The sequence below is a fragment of the Fluviispira vulneris genome (assembly GCF_014281055.1).
Lineage (GTDB): Bacteria > Bdellovibrionota_B > Oligoflexia > Silvanigrellales > Silvanigrellaceae > Silvanigrella > Silvanigrella vulneris.
In genome coordinates this window covers 98528-116737 of the sequence record NZ_JACRSE010000006.1, presented here as the reverse complement: position 1 = coordinate 116737, position 18210 = coordinate 98528, and the positions used below count along the sequence as shown (strand labels likewise).

At 36.2% G+C, this 18210-nt stretch carries 14 protein-coding genes; 1 reads left to right on the top strand and 13 read right to left on the bottom strand.

Annotated features, from left to right (window positions below; translation table 11 throughout):
- Window positions 1–118 precede the first annotated feature (118 nt).
- On the top strand, window positions 119–1153 hold the full coding sequence (locus H7355_RS14010; RefSeq protein WP_186648896.1) for a hypothetical protein: 1035 nt from the start codon (window positions 119–121) through the stop codon (window positions 1151–1153).
- Here H7355_RS14010 and H7355_RS14005 read toward each other — a convergent pair.
- The 13 genes from H7355_RS14005 to purB form a co-directional block, all read right to left on the bottom strand.
- Window positions 1150–2481 (bottom strand): peptide MFS transporter, encoded by a 1332-nt coding sequence (locus H7355_RS14005; protein ID WP_186648893.1) that lies wholly within the window; start codon window positions 2479–2481, stop codon window positions 1150–1152. The two genes, H7355_RS14010 and H7355_RS14005, sit on opposite strands and share 4 nt — an antisense overlap.
- Window positions 2482–2848: 367 nt before the next feature.
- Entirely contained in the window at window positions 2849–3718 is an 870-nt protein-coding gene (locus H7355_RS14000; protein ID WP_186648891.1) for a mechanosensitive ion channel family protein, read from the bottom strand.
- A 17-nt stretch (window positions 3719–3735) separates the two neighbouring features.
- Window positions 3736–5073 (bottom strand): peptide MFS transporter, encoded by a 1338-nt coding sequence (locus tag H7355_RS13995; protein ID WP_186648889.1) that lies wholly within the window; start codon window positions 5071–5073, stop codon window positions 3736–3738.
- Window positions 5074–5301: 228 nt separating this feature from the next.
- Entirely contained in the window at window positions 5302–6249 is a 948-nt protein-coding gene (gene purM, locus H7355_RS13990) for a phosphoribosylformylglycinamidine cyclo-ligase (RefSeq protein WP_186648887.1), read from the bottom strand.
- Window positions 6246–6821, bottom strand: a complete 576-nt coding sequence (locus tag H7355_RS13985; RefSeq protein ID WP_186648885.1) for a formyltransferase family protein — start codon at window positions 6819–6821, stop codon at window positions 6246–6248. Before H7355_RS13985 ends, purM begins: the two co-directional genes overlap by 4 nt.
- The gene (locus H7355_RS13980; protein ID WP_186648883.1) at window positions 6818–9157 is read right to left on the bottom strand and encodes a phosphoribosylaminoimidazolesuccinocarboxamide synthase; all 2340 of its coding nucleotides are present in this window, start codon (window positions 9155–9157) and stop codon (window positions 6818–6820) included. Before H7355_RS13980 ends, H7355_RS13985 begins: the two co-directional genes overlap by 4 nt.
- 10 nt (window positions 9158–9167) lie before the next feature.
- Complete coding sequence (gene pyrF / locus H7355_RS13975) at window positions 9168–9953, bottom strand: orotidine-5'-phosphate decarboxylase (RefSeq protein WP_186648881.1); 786 nt, start codon at window positions 9951–9953, stop codon at window positions 9168–9170.
- Window positions 9940–11127 (bottom strand): 5-(carboxyamino)imidazole ribonucleotide synthase, encoded by a 1188-nt coding sequence (locus H7355_RS13970; RefSeq protein ID WP_186648879.1) that lies wholly within the window; start codon window positions 11125–11127, stop codon window positions 9940–9942. The genes pyrF and H7355_RS13970 overlap by 14 nt, the downstream gene beginning before the upstream one ends.
- A 56-nt stretch (window positions 11128–11183) precedes the next feature.
- Window positions 11184–11705: a 5-(carboxyamino)imidazole ribonucleotide mutase gene (gene purE / locus H7355_RS13965; protein WP_186648877.1), complete on the bottom strand. Its 522-nt coding sequence runs from the start codon at window positions 11703–11705 to the stop codon at window positions 11184–11186.
- A gap of 2 nt (window positions 11706–11707) precedes the next feature.
- A complete protein-coding gene (gene purF, locus H7355_RS13960; protein WP_186648875.1) occupies window positions 11708–13189 on the bottom strand; it encodes an amidophosphoribosyltransferase in 1482 nt (493 codons plus the stop codon).
- Window positions 13190–13191: 2 nt separating this feature from the next.
- Window positions 13192–15720: an AIR synthase related protein gene (locus H7355_RS13955; protein ID WP_186648873.1), complete on the bottom strand. Its 2529-nt coding sequence runs from the start codon at window positions 15718–15720 to the stop codon at window positions 13192–13194.
- Entirely contained in the window at window positions 15720–16514 is a 795-nt protein-coding gene (purQ, locus tag H7355_RS13950) for a phosphoribosylformylglycinamidine synthase I (protein ID WP_186648871.1), read from the bottom strand. Before purQ ends, H7355_RS13955 begins: the two co-directional genes overlap by 1 nt.
- Window positions 16511–18121 carry an adenylosuccinate lyase gene (gene purB / locus H7355_RS13945; protein ID WP_186648869.1) on the bottom strand — a complete coding sequence of 537 codons (1611 nt, stop codon included), beginning with the start codon at window positions 18119–18121 and terminating at the stop codon, window positions 16511–16513. Before purB ends, purQ begins: the two co-directional genes overlap by 4 nt.
- Between the last annotated feature and the right edge of the window lie 89 nt (window positions 18122–18210).

Here is an 18210-nt window from a genome sequence, read left to right as displayed (position 1 = left end):
GAGCTTCATCCGCAGCTTGACTTGATAAGATCTGTGCAGTATCAGAACTCACATTCATAATGTGCCAACGAAAAATGATGGCTATTGAATAAATTGATCACCTATTGAGTTAAAATACATGAAAAATTCCATATATATCACTGTAAAACTGTTCATATGCTCATTCTTTTTTATATTTTCACAAAATGTTTTTGCAACAAAGTTCAATGTTAAGTTTGAAAAGAATAAGGAACATAAAGCAAAATGTTTTGAAGATGATAACTCTGTTTTTGAAAAAATAAAGCATAATCCAAGAGATGTTTGCGTTATTATCAATGAATCCCTACAGTGTCAGAAGAGAAATGCTATTTTATATCATAAAAAAATAGATACATATTATTTAAATAAAGTTCTGAAAAATTATTCTTATTGTTTGGATCATAGTACTGTGAGCAGCTTGTACAGCATATTTATTCCTAAAAGAAGTCAAGTAAAAAAGAAATTTGCTGATCAGTTCGAAAAGTCAAATTTTATGTATTTTCATGATTATGATGCAGCAATATCTCTGTATAAGAAATTTCCAAACCACTTAAGCGATGAGCAATTTTACTCTCTTTATGGGTATGCATTATTAAAAGATCCGGTTTTTGCAAATGAAATTCGTGCTAATATAAATGCAAAGATACAGAGTGAAGAAGGATATGTTTGTAACTTTGCTAAGACGTCTCTCATGGCAAGTTTAACGACTGCCCGTGATTATAACACTCCTGTTGATCTTAAATATCTTGAAAATATGCTCACGCGATACAGGGTTTGCTATAATAAAAAGCAGTCAGAAAATATAATTCACGTGCAAAAACTTTTTGATATTGTTCTATCTGCTGAAAATCGACTGGAAAAATTAGTACCCTTATTGAGTAAAAGAAAGTCAAAGACTTTTCCCTATTCAGATTTTTCTGCCGCTAAAATTATTTTTAGCAAGTATCCTGATTATTTAAATGACGATCAGCTTTCACTTTTATATGAATATGCTCTCGAGTTTGATCTTGATTATGCAGAAGAACTTTTTAATTATTTTAAAAATGAAATTGAGGGAGCTCATACTTTTATCTATCATGAATCGAGTAAAGAGGAAAATTCAGAGCTCATTCAAAGAATAACCTCGATACTTTAAGCTGCACTTTGTTTTAAAAGTGTCTTCTTTTCAGTGTGCGCAGCTTCAACTAGGGAAATCATTTTGGGTTTTACAATAAAATACAGTAAAGCTGCACAGAACATAAAGATTGTTATGGAAAGATATATATAAAAAGGCTTTTCTATAGCATATGATCCGATCTTCGCTGCAATCAAACCCGTAATTCCATAGCAAGATAAATAAATAGATTGAAAAAATGATTTGTAATTTTGTGGTGCAATAATGCTGATTGCAGACATGATAACTGGATTTATTATTGTTTCGCTAACAGAAAAAATTATCAAAAAGAGTGCGACTTCATAATACTGTAAGGGCTTTGGCAAGAAAGAAGGTTCGTCGAATTTTAAAGTTAATAAAGTGAAGTAAAATAAAGCACATGCGCATAAAAAAAGGGCGAAATTCATTTGAGAAAAAAAATGTGGATAATTATTTTTCAATGCTCTACGCGATAAATAGTAAGTAATAATAGGAGTCGCTACCATTATAGTTAAACCTTCCAATGCTGAAAAGAATGTCACTGGTATATTATAATTAAACACTGTTTTATGCGTATAGTGCTCAATAAAAAGTGAAAGTGTACCTGAAGCGCTAAGATTATAGATTACTGCCCAAAAGCCAAAAAATATAATGGAAACAATGAGCATATAGAGTGCTTTGTTTTGTACTTGAGATATTTTTTCTTTTGGAAATTTTAAATTGATATTTTTGCCTGATTTAAAAACGAGATGCTTTTTTCCAAAATAAAATATTAAAATACCGAGAGCCATGCCAAAACCTGCCGAAGTTAAAGCTATGTGGTAACCATATGTCTGTAATAGAAGTCCACCGATGACTCCTGCTAGCATTATTCCTAAATTGATACCACAATAATACCAACAATATCCTGACTCTCTGCGCTTATCATTCCATTTATATAAATTTCCAAGCAGTGCTGGTATGCAGGGTTTAAAGAAAGCAGTGCCTGTCGCAATTAAAAATAAGGCAATATATAAAAAGTTTATGTTGGCTGAGAATAGCATAAAAAAATGGCCGAACATTATTATTGTGCCACCTAATAATATTGAACGAAAATGCCCAAGAAATTTATCAGCAATAAGCGAACCAAAAATTGGAAAAATATATGCAGCAAGTGTGTATAAACCACCTAATGTAAGAGCATCGGCTTTACTCCAGCCCAATCCATGCTCAGAAACTGGAGAAGATGCATATAAAACAAGTAAAAAAGAGAGAGTATAAAAACTCAGGCGTTCAAAAACTTCGGTTAAGGCAAGAACATACATGCCTTTTGGATGTGATAAAGTCATCATCTTTTCTTTCATGTATAGTGTTAAAAAAAATAATAGGATTTCAAATATTAAATTTTTAGCTAGCAAAAATTAATTTAGTCTATAAGAGAATGAATTCAAGTGTTTTTTTTCTTGTATTTTTGTCATTAATTCTTAAAAATTGCAAATTATTTTTTTTGGACTTCTTTATTATGTTCAACTTTATGTATGTTTAAAGCTCATATTTAAAAAAAATTAAATAATTAATTTAAAATATATATATTTTAATTTTTTTTCTTAAAAAGTTGAATTGTCACTTTATTGAAACAAAATGGACAAAATAAATATTTTAAAACGCTCATTAGATATGCAAAATATTTATTTTTAAATGTACTAAATACAATAAGTATTAGTTGTCGAAAATAGAAGCACCTGTTCTGAGTTCGGAATTGATCTTTACTTCTTGCGAAGCAAGATCAAGATAGCGACGCAGAATTGCTTGTTGGGTTCTATTTGTTTGCATGCAGGGGCATGGTATCCGCACAACGAGATCGATTCTCTCAGGGGATGGGAGAATGATGGATATTCTGGGATCGATACTTGCCGGCCCAAGTACGAAAGCATTGTTTTTACTGTTAAAAAATTTCTTAGCTTCTATTAAGTAAGGAGCAGTAATTTCTTTTGCTGCAAATAGTAAGAGTGATTCGCATTGCCTCCAATCCTGAGTGCTTGCAATGGGTACGGTAAAGGAATGAAAGACATATTTTTCATTGTGACTTTCCCTTGAGACGGAATATGTCAAGTACAAGCTGTTTGGGATAACGAGTGTGCGGCCAGTGTATTGAGAAAGTTGCCCAGTGGGTCCTATTTCGAGCAGGGTCGTGGTTAAAAATTTATAATCAACCACATCACCACGGAAAGCGCCGATTTCTATTCTGTCACCCACAGAAAATGGTTTTGCGATCCATTTATAAAAACCACCAACAAAACAGAGAATAAATTCTTTTGTCGCTATCGCTAAAGCAGCTGCGATGGCAACAAAAGAAAGAGCTATTGTTTTAAGTTCGTTCGACCAAATCGTAATAAGCGAGAAAAATATGATAACTATAAAGGCATTTTTAACACGTACCGTGATGTTAATCTTGCTTTCCGCTGGGGTGATTTTGAGTTGAGAGATTTGTCGCACGACCAAAAAGCGAATTGCAAGCAATGTGATAAAGACAATGACCGAAGTAAAAATATTCTGTACATAATATTTATCCTGGAAAAACTCGTACATGACTTTCCTTTAAACAACTATTTTTTACTGCCATAATGTAAGGCTGCCTGTTCTTTAGCAGCTTCCATAGCAGTTTTTATCATTTTTCCTTTTAGGAAGAAATATAAAACAGCACCTATCAATAAGATAAAACTCAAAGTTAAAAATGTTTTGAAAGGAGCTTCGAGCGAAATAGCCCCAATTTTAGCTGCTATAATACTTGTTAAGCCCAAGGTAGCCAAATAAAAAGATTGGAAGAGCGATTTTAACTTTATAGGAGCAATCATACTAATTGCAGACATCATTACTGGAGAAATGATTGTTTCACTAATTGAAAATAAAATAATAAAAAATGCAATTTCATAATATTGAAAAGGTTTTTCACCTGCAAGTGAATTCTGCCCAATAAATGCAAGGTAACTAAAATAAAATAAAGAAATTGAACAGAGTAAAACTGCAAAATTCATTTGGGTAAAAAAATGTGGATATTTGTTACGTAAAGCCATTTTAGCAAGGAAATAAGTAATGACTGGGGTTACAGCGATAATCGTGAGACTTTCAAGCGATTGAAAAAACGTTGTCGGGATAACAAAATTAAATAGCGTTTTATTTGTCTGATTTTCAATGAATAATGTTAATGTTCCAGATAGTGCAATGTTATAAATAATGGCCCAAATAGCAAAAAAGGCAAATGCATTTAGGAGTGAAAGGAGTGCTTTTCTTTGTTTGCGTGTGATAGGTTGATGGTCTTTTTCTTTCTGCTTTGATTTGCGAATAACTTTCTCTAGGACTAGATGCTTACGACCCATAAAGAAAACGATCATCCCGAAAATCATCCCAACTCCCGCAGAAGCAAGTGCAATGCGAAAACCAAAGTGTTGCTGGAGTAGACCGCTGCTGATCCCTGCTATCATAGCACCTAAGTTAATTCCAAAATAATACCAACTGAAACCAGATTCTCTGCGTAAATCATCAGGTGAATACAATTGACCAAGAAGTGCTGGCATACACGGTTTGAAAAATCCTGTACCTACTGCTACACAGCTAAGGCCAATATAAAAAAAGTATGAATATTCTGAAAAAAAGAGTAAAAAGTGACCTAAGATAATCACAAATCCACCAAAAATAACAGCTTTATATCTGCCAATAATTTTGTCGGCAATAAAAGATCCTAAGATCGGCAAAGTAAACGCAGCCATTGTGTAAATCCCTGAAAGGGCAAGAGCTTTTTCATTACTCCATCCCAGTCCATTGTTTTCGATACTTGCCGATGCATAGAGAACAAGTAAAAAACTGAGGGTATAATAACTTAAGCGCTCAAAGACCTCTGTAAATGCTAGGATATACATACCTTTTGGCTGTGATTTTTGTTTCATTTGTATTATCTCGCAAAAAATTAATAAAATAGTTAATCAAAAGCTTCTTGTGCAATTTGACCATTTAAAAATAGAGTATACCGTAAATGAGGACAAGATTTTTTGGCTTGATTTTTGACTGAGCTAGCAAGTTTAATTTTCAATATTTACGCAATAGAAAAGAATTATTTTATTATTTAATAAATTTTAATAAGAATGATTAATTATTTTTTAAAGCAGAGATTATTCTTATTTCAGTATTACTTTGCCAAAAATAAATGCTTCGGGTAAGAATTCATTTATTTTTCCAAGATCTTTTTGATCGATGACGAGTGTAAATCCTAAACCCATATTCCAAACTGTATAAGCTTCATCATCAGAAATATTTCCCAATTCTTGAAAATATTTCATTATTTTGGGAGTAGATATTTTTTCTTTATCTACTTGATAGTGTAAATCTGCAGGCAAAATTCGGCTGATATTTGTTAGGCCGCCACCCGTAATATGCGCCATGCCTTTTATGCTAAGCTGTTTTTTTAATCTTAAAATATCTTTCACGTACAAGCGGGTTGGTTCAGTTAAATAATCGCCAATAGTTTTGTCCGCAAAAGAATCTTGTAACTGGATATTATTATCCTGCATAATTTTACGTACTAAAGAATATCCATTTGAATGAAATCCACTGCTCGGTAAACCAATTAATAGATCGCCTGCTTTGATATTTTTCCCATCAATAATTTCATTGTTATAAACTTCGCCAACGGCAAAGCCTGCGAGATCGAATTTATTGTTGTCGTAAAATCCAGGCATTTCTGCGGTTTCACCTCCTAATAGAAGACACCCTGACTCCTTACACGCGCGCACAATTCCTTTGATCACTCGGTGAGCGATATCGACATTGAGCTTACCTGTGGCAAAATAGTCCAGGAAAAAAAGCGGACGAGCTCCACAGACAATGAGATCATTTACGCTCATGGCAACGAGATCTTGTCCAAGATCTTCATAGCGCTCCATTTTTATGCCAAGTTCAAGCTTTGTCCCGACCCCATCGGTGCATGCAACTAAGGAGCGCTCTTCATCGAAGGGGTAGAGACCAGCAAAACCTCCAATAGATGGATTCATTTCTTTGATTTTATCAACAAGATGTTCACCTGCAGCAATGCTAACACCTGCTTTTTCATAAGTTTGACTTGTCATAAATTTTTCTCCTGGCCAATAATTTTTGCGAGAGTGGATGTGAGCAATTTATGCTCGAGTGGGCGAACACGTTCTTGCAGTTGTTGCACAGTTTCGAAAGGAAAAATTGGAAATTCAATAGAATTGAGCACGGGCCCCGCGTCGAGTTCTTCTATCACTTCGTGTACAGTTAATTCCCAGCGTGAAAAATGATTATCAATCGCATATTCATAGGCGTGCGCTCCTTTGTATGTATTGAGATTCGCTGGATGTAAATTGATTAGAAGCGGGGTCGGTTGAGTTTTTCTCAGTTCGGTAAAAAACGTAGCAGTCAATACACGCATATAACCTGCAAGGACAATGACCTTAATATTTTTAATCGTTGTTAATTTATTAATAATTTCAATTTCGTGATCTGCACGCGATAGAAAATGCGTGTGTGGAATAACGAAACAAGGAATATTTTTATTTTGTGCTTTTTTAATCACAAGTGCTGATTCTTTATTGCAAACAAGCGCTTTGACATCCAAAGGAAATGCATTGGCAATTGCTTCAAAATTAGTGCCAGAACCACTGGCAAAGACAACGATCATAAAGACTCTTTCAGTGGTGTTTGTCCTTGAGAAATTTCACAAAACTCTTTTCCAATATCTAATCTAAAATGAGGTTTGCAAAAACTTCCATCAGAATTTTTTAAATAATAATTTTCAATCGAGCAGTAAATATTTTTTTGAGCTTGGGAAAAAGTTTTTGAACTCGCCAATAAACCAAATGCTCGCCCGCCAGTTGTAGTGCAATCAGGTTCAATTGCTGTAGGAATAAATTCACAGGAATTTTGCAGAAAATTATTAATGCTCAGTTCTCTGCGAGGAGCTGATTTTTCAGGATATTCTGGAGAAGCTGCAACAAGGAAAATTCTTTTTAAACCATCGTGATTGAATTCGTGACCTGATTTATTTGGATTAAAAAATGAATAACCCTTAGCAGTATTTAATAACTCAGTGTAAAAGTCTCTTTGTAATCCTGGTAACAAAACCTGTGTTTCAGGATCACCTAAACGGCAGTTGTATTCGAGTAACCATGCTTCTTGATTTTCATCAACCATAAAGCCTGCAAATAAAAATCCTCTATAAGGTGTGTTCCTTTTTGAAAGCTCTTTGAGGGTTTTTTCAAAGGTTGTTCTGATTTGTCCGAGAATTTTTTCACTTAAACACACGGGACTGACAGAACCCATGCCTCCGGTATTTGGACCAGTTTGCCCATCATTGCGCCGTTTATAATCTCTTGCCATGGGTAAGAGCCGAAACTCGTTGCCATTGCATAAAGCAATGGCCGATATTTCTTCGCCATTTAGAGTCTCTTCAATAAGGAAACAAGGAGTTTTCATTTGTTTGCTATAGGTATCTGTATTTACTTGCGCAGATAATTTTTCCCATTCAGGTAAATTTATTTCGATAGAAACAAGAGCATTGTAGACATCTTCTTTAGTAAATAAAACAAAAACACCTTTTCCGGCAGCCAGTCCATCATACTTCAGCACACAAGGAAGAGTGAATTGAGCTGTGTAATTTAACTCAAGATATTCGTGTAAAAGTTTTTTTAAATCATTCCATGCAATAATTTGAGCAGTTGCTGTTTTTATTCCTGCTGCTTGAATTATTTCTTTACAAATAATTTTACTGGACTCCAGTGATGCACAAGCGAGTGAAGGAGCAAGAACTGGAATATTATGTTTTTCACAGGCTGCTTGTATGCCTTGAGCAATGGGAAGCTCTGGTCCCGCAACAACAAGTCCGATATGATTGTCGCTGGCAAATTGAGCAATTTCATCGACGTTTGTATATGGGCACAAACGATATTTTGCATGTTCCCATTTTCTTTTACCTGAAGCACAAAAGACATTTTTTACTTCAGGTAGTTTTGCAAATGCAGAGAATAATGAATAATCACGCCCACCATTACCAATGATTAAAATATTTTCAGGCATTAAAGAAAGGGATATTGATTTTGCAAATGCATCAGGGGAAATCGGCCAAGGAATAAGATTGGGTTTAGAAATTTCATAAGGTGAAATATCTCCAACAAATAATTTAAATAACTCTTGATATCGGTCCGAAATGCTTTTAGAGATTTCTTCAACTACTTTTTTATCTTGGAATATAAGATGATTTGCCGGATTTCCCTTAATTTCTTCGGGCTTTCCTAAAAATTTTATCAGCTCTTCTCTTAAAAACTCCTTGGATAACTGCTTTGGATTCATGCAATTCGTTTCGTTTAATAGCCAGTAACGAGAAGAATCGGGTGTGTGGACTTCATCGACTAAAATTATTTTATTTTCAAAAATGCCCATTTCATATTTGGTGTCGACCAATACTAAATTTCTTTTTTGTGCTTCTAAACTGCCAAATTCAAATAATTCTAAGGCTTTTTTTTCAACGTAATCCCAATTGTCTTTTCCTATTATTTCGCTAGCTCGTGCACAAGAAATGGGAAGATCATGTCCTCCATCGGCTTTGGTCGTGGGAGTGATAATCGGTTTAGGGAATTTCGCATTTTGCTTCATACCTTGTGGTAACGTTACGGCGTATTCAGCAAAAACTCCTTCGACACCTTTGCTTTCATAAAGGCGCCAAATACTTCCTGTTAAATACCCACGTACAATGATTTCAATTGGAAAAACTTTAGTTTCTTTAACAAGGGTATGGGTTTCATTTAAACAACCGATTAAATTATTTTCGATTATATGCTCAGTTTTTTGAAAATAAAAAACTGAGAGAGCTTGGAGAATTTCTGCTTTTTTTTCAATTTCAAAAGGAAAGATAAAATCGAAAGCTGATATACGATTGCTTGTTTGTACAATTCTTGTGTTGTTATCGAGAACTGCGCTGTTACGTACTTTGCCGATATAAATATTTTGTATACTTGTCATTACAAATTCCTTAAAAGTAACGTTGAATAGCTTCTAAATTATCTTTCATTTGTTCGAGTGATATATTTCCACCCGCAAAAACACCTCGACTCACTGAGAAGGTGATTTCATTTGGGTGATTCGCACATTTACTGATAATTTTCCAATCTGCACCTTGCGCGCCCAGCCCAGGTGATAGAACAGACAATTCACTTACTTTTAACTCTTCTGAAAAAATAATATTTTCTCTATTTGCTCCAATGACAACGCCAATTAATTTATTTAAATCCTCTTGGTTAGCAAATATATTGTCCCGTAATTGCTGACATGCTAAAAGAGTTTTTCTCCAGTTTTCATCGATAAATGATAGTTCTCCTGTGCTAGATTCACTCGTTGCGCAGAGTACATAAACACGGCCTTTGCGATCTGCATTCTTTGCACATTCTTCAAAAGCTAATTGCAAGGTTTTTTCCCCTAAAAATGGACTGATAGTTAATGCATGTGCTTGTAAAGTTCCAAAGATAAAATGCAAATACGCTTTTAGAGTTGTTGATATATCATTGAATTTTGCATCAATTATTATAGTATATTTATCATTGTAGCGGTTTACAAACTCTTCTAATAAAGATATGCCTTTGCTTCCATACGCAAGAAAATATGCCAACTGTGGTTTTAATACTTTATCGTTTAGTCTATTACCATAAAAGTCGAGAATTTCCATATGTGTATAAACGGCAGTGCGAAAACTTTCAAAATTTTGCTGAGTGGGATTGGGATCGATACCAAGACAAAAATTAATATTTTTATATGTTTTCATTTAAATCTCTCCAAAATTTTTCCGCTAACATGGAAGAGGAATTTTTACTTGTAGAATGAGTGACAAAATGTCCCATTTTTCTATTCTTTTTTGCTTCTTTTTTTCCATACAGCACTACATCAATGACTGCTGGATTTTCTTTCCAAGCATTTAGATTGAGAGCATATTTATTATTTTGTTCTAACCAAATGTCTCCTAAAAGATTTCCCATACAGTAAAAACCTTCATTGAGTATTGGTGTTTGCAAAGGAATATTCAATAATATACGTGCAAGTGCATCGAATTGACTAAAATTGCAGGCGTTGAGTGTGATATGGCCAGAGTTGTGAGGCCGTGGAGCAAATTCATTTATGTAAATATAATAATCATCCACTTTTTCAAAATTATAATATGGATTCATTTTACGTGATAAAAAGAATTCGGTTGTTAATAGGCCTGTGACATCTAATTTTTCGGCAGCACGTGTAGCAATTTCTTTTATTTTTTCTTGCACTGCAAAAGGTAAATTTACAGGTAATTGAGTCGTATATAAAATATGATTCCTATGAACATTTTCAAATATTGGGAAACAGAAAGAGGAATGATCTGCTGCACGTGCTACAATACAACTTGCTTCCATTTCAATTGCAATTTTTTCCTCAAAAATAATAGGGATAAAATTTGCAGAGATTTCTTGCAAAAAAAGATTAAAATCATTTTTGCTTTGAATCATCCATTGTCCTTTACCATCATAACCACCAGTTACGGTTTTAATAATAAAAGGATAAGAAAATGTTTGAGCAATGCACTCTGCTTCTTCCCTGTTTATAGCATAGGCAAACTGACAGACAGGAAAATGATTGTTTTTTAAAAATGCTTTTTCGAAATATCTATTTTGAGTGGTTTTTAAGACTTGTGCAGAAGGGAATATCTTTGTACCCGTAGAATTACATATCTCTTCAAGTAGATTCACAGAAACATTTTCGAATTCATAAGTAACTATGTCAGAACTTGCAAAAAATTCTTCTAATTTTTTTTTATCTTCCCAATCACCTTGTACACAATGGTTCGTTCGTTCAATCGCAGGAGAAAAAGGATCTGGATCATAAAATTGGACTTTTGCACCAAGCTTTTGAAGAGCGCTCGCCAGCATACACCCAAGCTGCCCTCCTCCTAAAATACCAACTGTTTTCATCCTTATTTCTTTCTTTCAATAGTTTTTAAGAAAGCGCAGTTAATAGACTTTATCTGTTACTTTAACTGTGCATTTTTTAAATTTTCTTGGACGATTTTATTTCCCTCAAGTGCTAATTGAGCTCTATTTTTTCGCCATTTTATTAGTGCTAATGAAATTTCTCGATCTTCAATAGCAAGAATTTGTAATGCAAATAGGGCTGAGTTGGTCGCGCCGGCATTGCCAATGGCAAAAGTTGCTGTTGGTATTCCTCCAGGCATTTGCACGATAGAGAGCAAACTGTCCATGCCATTTAAGGCTTTGGACTGGATAGGCACTGCTAAAACAGGCACTGTGGTCAGTGCACTGACCATGCCGGGTAAATGAGCTGCTCCACCTGCACCAGCTATAATTATTTTTATCCCTTTTTCTTTCACTTGTTTTGCATATTCAAACATCAGTTCAGGAGTTCTGTGAGCACTTATCACTTGAATTTCATAAGGGATAGAAAATTCTATTAAAATGGCTTCGGCATTTTTTAAAGTCTCATAATCTGAATGGCTGCCCATAATGAGACTGATAAGCGGCTTTTGTGTCATTTTTAGTTTTCTCCAAAATCTTCGGGGCATGCGATTTTTTGCGCTGTAATATCTTGATAAATCCCTGAAAAACAGGCAGTGCACCAACCACCGTTTGAACTTTCGGACTTTTCTTCATGAAAAAAGTTTGTTACTTTATATTTGTTCTTATTTTGAAAATCATTCATAACTGAAAGAAGACTTTCTTCAGATAAAAATCCAAGGGAGTCAGATTTTAGATAATCATTCATTTCGTTTGGAGTCATGCGCTGCGCTAATAACTCTTTTCGTTTTGGGGTATCTATACCATAAAAACAAGGATATCTCACCGGGGGGGAAGATATCCTCATATGTACTTCTTTTGCACCTGCTTCTCTGAGCAATTCGATGATTTTTCGTGAAGTTGTTCCTCTCACAATACTATCATCAATGACGATTATGCGTTTATTCCTCACAGTTTCTCGCACAGGATTGAGCTTCAAGCGCACGCGAAAATTGCGTACATTTTGTGTTGGTTCGATAAAAGTTCGACCCACATAATGGTTGCGAATAAGGCCAATTTTATATGGAATTCCTGAGGCATTTGCATAACCCATAGCCATAGGCACACCACTGTCGGGAATAGCAATGACCATATCTGCCTCGACAGGATTCAAACGCGCTAGTTCTTCACCCATCGCAAAACGAGCGTCGTGGGCAGGAATATTCCAAACGAGACTGTCGGGCCGAGAAAAATAAACATGTTCGAAAATACATTTTGCTTTTTGTTTATTTTTGCTTTGGAAAGTAGACATATTGAAATAACAACTTTCGTTTTGTCCCGTACTCAAATCAATGGAAAGAATTTCTCCAGGCACGATATCACGCACAAACTCTGCTCCGACGAGATCCATGGCACAGGTTTCGCTACTTAAAACCCAGCTACTTTTTTCTGCATTTTCTATGGGTAATCTTCCTAATGACATGGGGCGATAACCACAAGTGTCTACGACTGCATAAAGGTGGCTTGGGGTTAAAATAAGCAAAGAAAAAGCCCCTGCTAATTTTTCAAAGGCTTCTTTTAATCGTTCTATAAATGTCTCTTTTGAGCTTCTTGCCATGAGATGCAATACGAGCTCAGAATCTGCGGTCCCCTGTAAAATGGCTCCATTTTTTTCGAGGCTGTGACGAATCTCTTCGGAATTTACAATATTGCCATTGTGTGAAAGCGAAACAGGAATTCCGCCAATTCTTGCTGTAATAGGTTGGATATTGGCATCAAGATTCCCGCCCGAAGTGCTATACCGCACATGTCCTATCGCCGTTGATCCTTTTAGCTTAACAAGTTCTTCTTCTTTAAAAACATCAGAAACAAGACCTGAATTTCTAAAAGTATGAAGCTGTTTGTCTTCATCTATTGTAGAGATTCCAGCACTTTCTTGACCTCTATGCTGTAAAGCAAAGAGGCCAAGATATGCTATTTTTGAGGCGTTTTCTGCATTCGTAACTCCAAAAACACCACACATATTTATTTTTCCTTATATTCGCATGAAAGTGTATCAAAAAAACGCTTTAGTGAATTAGAATAAAGTTTAAATACGGTCTTATAATCGAACACAGTTTTTGGGATGGAAGAGCCTACAGGTTTAAGTGCAGCAAGATACTCTGCTTTAAAATGATTTGAAGTCAATTGAATGAATTTTTCGACATTTTCTTTATGTTCAAAACCAAATATAAAGCCCATGTTACCTTCTGAAAAAAGATCCTGACTGGACATCTTCCAAAGATTTTCGCTTAACTCTATCTCACATTCTGACCTAAGGGAACAAGAAATAAGTGATCCAAGCAAACCCCCGTGACCGACTGGAAAACATAATTTTGGCTTTAACTCTTGAATTCGAGTAAGAACTTGTTTCCATAAATTTTGCTCACTTGTTAAGTTTAATTGAGGACAATGTGAGTTATTTTTTCCTAATATCCAAGCGGTTTGTGAAGCTTCGTAGCTTGATAATTCAAGTGCATTTTTATCTGCAAGTTGAACTAAGAAAACAGTTTTATGGTCTGCTTTTTCAAAGTAAAAGGCAGGCAACGAGAGCAATGGAATTTTTGTAACATCATCAATTCTACCAACAATACCAAGCATAGGTGTGGGTGGAATTGGTTTGCCAGAAGTTTGATTATTTAAGCTCACATTACCACTGACAATTGGAATATGAAATTCTTTTGCCACCAAGTTGATACCATCAACCGAATCGGATAACTGCCGCATGACTTCCGGTGAGCGGGGGCTACCAAAATTAAGGCAGTCTGTCATAGCGAGTGGTACACCACCACTCGCAACTATTTTACGAGCAACTTTTATTGCAGACAGAGCAGATCCTTGATAGGGATTCAGTTCTACCCAGCGCTCTTCACAGCCACCTGCAACTGCAATACCTGTTTTTGTTTCTTGATGGTTGACATCTTTTTCTTGAGCAAATTTAGGCAATCTCACAATACCAGCCGAAGCTGTTTGCATAGCGCCGCAACCTGCAACCGTGTTACCTTGCACAGTCGAACAATAATTATGATAAACAGCTGAGCGTTTTGCATTGGCAGGATGGGTAAATAAATTTTCAATTAAATTTGGATATTTTTCAATCAAGTTCTCAAGGCTGATATTAGATAAAATATCATTGTGAGCATCAATATTAACAGCATCAAGTGATAGCGATGGTTTCGACTTTGCTGTAGAGCCGTTCCAAATATTCTCTACGTTTTCATTATTTAAAACTTCATGATTTTTTAAATATGTTTCTCTATCTTGAACAGGAAGTTCATAGCGTGGAACTTCATCGATTAAAATTGGTATAGGAGTTGCAGTCACAATTTGCTTATCAAATAAACATACAAATAGCCCCGTTCTGTTTACTTTCCCAATCTCGGCATAAGATAGATTGAATTTTTTAAGTTCTTCAAGAACAGCAGTTAAATTTTCTGGTTTGACAGCACAGAGCATACGTTCTTGGGACTCACTCAAAAGGATTTCCCAAGCCTGCATATTGCTTGCCCGTTGAGGAACTTTTGCTAAGTCAATTGCCACTCCACAGCCAGAACGGCCAGCCATTTCAACAGAACTTGAAGTCAAACCAGCGGCGCCCATGTCTTGTAAACCAATCGCAAGTTTTTTCTCTATGATAGAAAGTGTGGCTTCAAGCAATACTTTTTCAGCAAAGGGGTCACCGACTTGAACAGTGGGCTTGAGAGTTGCTCCACCCGTAGAAAATTCAGAACTGCTCATGGTTGCGCCATGCACTCCGTCGCGGCCAGTGGCAGAACCAAAGTAAATGAGGATATTTTCCCCTTCTGGAAATAAAATAGATTCAATTTCGTTTGTTACGTTAGAATTGATCTGTATTTGTGGTAATATTTCTTTTGTTTTCTTTTTTAATATCGAAACTTGTTCTTCACTAGCTTCAGATAATATTCCCTTAAATATTTTTTCTTTATGTATAATTCCGGCTGTAAACGCATTGACTAAAATATTTTTGTTATAGTTGTGATGAAAGCTTATATCACCGGTGACTGTCGGTACTCCCACACAATTGCCATAATCGCCGATCCCGCGGACAGTGTCGCGCAAGAGGGTGGCATTCCAAGTGCCTTCACCGAATCGTAGGCAATTTAATGCTGCAATAGGATAAGCACCCATGCAGAAAACATCACGCAATATTCCACCCACACCTGTGGCTGCACCTTGATAAGGTTCCAAATAGCTTGGATGATTGTGTGACTCCATTTTAAAAGCGATGCCGTAATTTTTATTAATTGCGATCACACCTGCATTTTCGCCGGGACCTTGTAAAACCCAAGGTTCTTCAGTATGAAAGCGTTTTAAGTGCACTCGTGAAGATTTATAAGAACAGTGTTCGCTCCAAAGAGCTCCACACACAGCAAGTTCTTCCTTAGATGGGATGCGACCTAATTTTTCAACAAATGCAGTTGCTTCTTCTTTATTTAAGCCTGCTTTTGCAGCTGTTTCAAGATATTCAGCTGTGATGAGGTTCTTATTAGACATTAATGCGCTCTCCCCATTTTTATTTTTTCAACAAATTTTTCTAATTCACTTCCCACTCGAATTTTAATATTTCGAGATTGTGAAATTCCAAGTAAAAAAATGAGTCCAGCTGTGCCACCAACTGCGGTGTCAGATGCTCTTTCTGGGTGGGGCATCATTCCAAGGACTGTGCCTGAGTCATTTGTGATTCCTGCAATGGATTTATAACTGCCATTTTCATTGTTGTTGTAGTAAATAACAGCGTTACTTTCCGCTTTTGTACGTGCGTGTTCATCCACTGGAGGTACCCAATTGCCCATTCCGCAGGATAAAGGAACACGGAAGTGGGTCGAAAATTCTTTCTGTAACTCTTCTTCTTCATTTTCATTAAACTCAGGAATCCACACACACTTTTTGTCACTCTTCTTTTTTAAATAAGATGAATCAATGTGAATGGAAACTGGAAAATGATGATACCGACGTGTGATATTTTTCACTAAGGCACCAGGTAACAAACCCGTTTCGCATAATATTTGAAAACCATTGCAAATTCCTAATATGGCGACTCCATCAGCAGCTCTTTTTTTTACAAAAGCCATTTCTTCTGAACGAGCTGCGATTGCGCCCGCTCTTAAATAGTCACCATAACTGAATCCACCTGGGACAAAGATCGCATCTATTTCATCCGACTTTAACGAAGAATGTATTGTTAAATCAAGAAATTCAGCCTCGGTTTCGAGATTTGATGCGATCCATAAAAGTGATTCCTTTTCACAATTTGTTCCAGGAAAAACGGGGAGAAGAGTTTTTTTCATTGAATAACCTCAACCGTGAACTGCTCAATAACAGGGTTGTATAAAACTTCACTTGCATATTTATGCATATTTTCTGGGTTTGTATTGCCAGGCATACGAATAAAAAAACATTTTTGTTGGCGCATATCTATCACTTCATTGCCAGACAAGCGCATGTCATTTGCAATCGTTTTTGCTTCTGTGTCAAGGACATCAGGCAGAAGTTCAATAGTTACCTTGATTATTTTTTGCAGAGCGGGAATTTTATTATGGATAGCTTCTGAACTTTTACGCTTGAACTCTTCCGGTGTGATACCAAAAACTCTTTTGAATGTTACTGGTAAGGATTTTAAATAGCGATCTGTATCGAACAACTGTGATAATTTATCTGCACCAACAGTTTCTTTTACTTTTTTATTTTGTAACAGATCATTGAGAAATTGTTTCGGTTCGACTTGGTTGGTTGCAACCTTAGCAGAAATTGCAAGGGCGATGCCTTGAACGAGTTCGTATGCTTCTGTTCTATTCATTCCACTTGTTACTAGGGCAGTCAATACGCTTTGGCTTGCCCACAAGCCGCCGGATTTCCAAAGTGTGGCTTGCATAGCTTCTGGGCGGATTTGCATACCTTCAATCAGAGATGCACAACGTGAAAGCATAAAATCAGCAGTGATAAAGAGATCCGGCAAAGCCATACGTTCTACACTGCTGTGGGAAATATCTCGTTCATGCCAAAGAGCGACATTTTCAGACAGCATTCCGGCAAATCCACGGATAGTTCTTGCTAGACCACAGAGATTTTCAGCTAAGATCGGATTTTTTTTGTGCGGCATAGCTGAACTGCCTTTTTGCTTTTTGCCAAATGGCTCCAAAACTTCACCAAGCTCAGTGCGTGCCCAATGACGCATATTCGTTGCAAAACGATCGACAGCATTGGTTGCAGCAAGTATAGCGGAAGCGACTGACACAAAACGGTCCCGTGGTATCACCTGCGTAGCTACGGCCTCTGGTTGTAATTTCAGTTTAGTTAAAACTGAAAGTTCAAATTCTGCTGTCATTTGCGAATAAGTTCCCACTGCTCCGGATAGTTTGCCATAAGACATTGTCTTCTGGGCGTTGAGTATTTCAGTGTGTGCTCTTTGAAATTCAGCGTAATGACTTGCTAAAACTTGGGCAAAACTCATAGGTTCTGCATGAATACCATGTGTGCGGCCAATGCAAACTGTTTGAGTGTGTTCAAAAGCACGCTGTGCGAGGTTTTCTCTGAGTTTTTGTAGGATATTTGTTATTATTTCTAGGGATTTACGAGTGCGGAGGGAAAGACTGGTGTCTAGGACATCTGAGCTTGTCAAGCCTTTGTGGAGAAAGTGACCTTTGTCGCCCATGGAATCGCCCACTTCAGAAACAAAAGCAATCACATCGTGGCCGGTTTCCTGCTCTCGAGCCAAGTAATCAGCAGGAGTTTTAGAGTTAAAAGCTTTGTCGAAAACATTTATAACATCGTTGGGTGCGTCTCCCATTTCTACAAGAGTTGCTAAATGCGCTTTTTCAACTTCAGCCCAAGACGCATATTTAGAGTCTTCAGACCAGATAGATTTCATTTCTGGGCGGGAATAACGTTCAATCATGATGCGAACCTCCGTTCAATTTTATCTCTTCACGCGGTCACTTTCTCTTAGAAAAAATTTGTCTTAAGGACAAGAGGTAGCAAAAAAAA

What these genes read in the sequence shown, in the direction of transcription:
- H7355_RS14010 (WP_186648896.1), top strand. Translation starts at nt 119, where the DNA reads ATGAAAAATTCCATATATATCACTGTAAAACTGTTCATATGCTCATTC.
- H7355_RS14005 (WP_186648893.1), bottom strand. Translation starts at nt 2,481, where the DNA reads ATGATGACTTTATCACATCCAAAAGGCATGTATGTTCTTGCCTTAACC.
- H7355_RS14000 (WP_186648891.1), bottom strand. Translation starts at nt 3,718, where the DNA reads ATGTACGAGTTTTTCCAGGATAAATATTATGTACAGAATATTTTTACT.
- H7355_RS13995 (WP_186648889.1), bottom strand. Translation starts at nt 5,073, where the DNA reads ATGAAACAAAAATCACAGCCAAAAGGTATGTATATCCTAGCATTTACA.
- purM (WP_186648887.1), bottom strand. Translation starts at nt 6,249, where the DNA reads ATGACAAGTCAAACTTATGAAAAAGCAGGTGTTAGCATTGCTGCAGGT.
- H7355_RS13985 (WP_186648885.1), bottom strand. Translation starts at nt 6,821, where the DNA reads ATGATCGTTGTCTTTGCCAGTGGTTCTGGCACTAATTTTGAAGCAATT.
- H7355_RS13980 (WP_186648883.1), bottom strand. Translation starts at nt 9,157, where the DNA reads ATGACAAGTATACAAAATATTTATATCGGCAAAGTACGTAACAGCGCA.
- pyrF (WP_186648881.1), bottom strand. Translation starts at nt 9,953, where the DNA reads ATGAAAACATATAAAAATATTAATTTTTGTCTTGGTATCGATCCCAAT.
- H7355_RS13970 (WP_186648879.1), bottom strand. Translation starts at nt 11,127, where the DNA reads ATGAAAACAGTTGGTATTTTAGGAGGAGGGCAGCTTGGGTGTATGCTG.
- purE (WP_186648877.1), bottom strand. Translation starts at nt 11,705, where the DNA reads ATGACACAAAAGCCGCTTATCAGTCTCATTATGGGCAGCCATTCAGAT.
- purF (WP_186648875.1), bottom strand. Translation starts at nt 13,189, where the DNA reads ATGTGTGGTGTTTTTGGAGTTACGAATGCAGAAAACGCCTCAAAAATA.
- H7355_RS13955 (WP_186648873.1), bottom strand. Translation starts at nt 15,720, where the DNA reads ATGTCTAATAAGAACCTCATCACAGCTGAATATCTTGAAACAGCTGCA.
- purQ (WP_186648871.1), bottom strand. Translation starts at nt 16,514, where the DNA reads ATGAAAAAAACTCTTCTCCCCGTTTTTCCTGGAACAAATTGTGAAAAG.
- purB (WP_186648869.1), bottom strand. Translation starts at nt 18,121, where the DNA reads ATGATTGAACGTTATTCCCGCCCAGAAATGAAATCTATCTGGTCTGAA.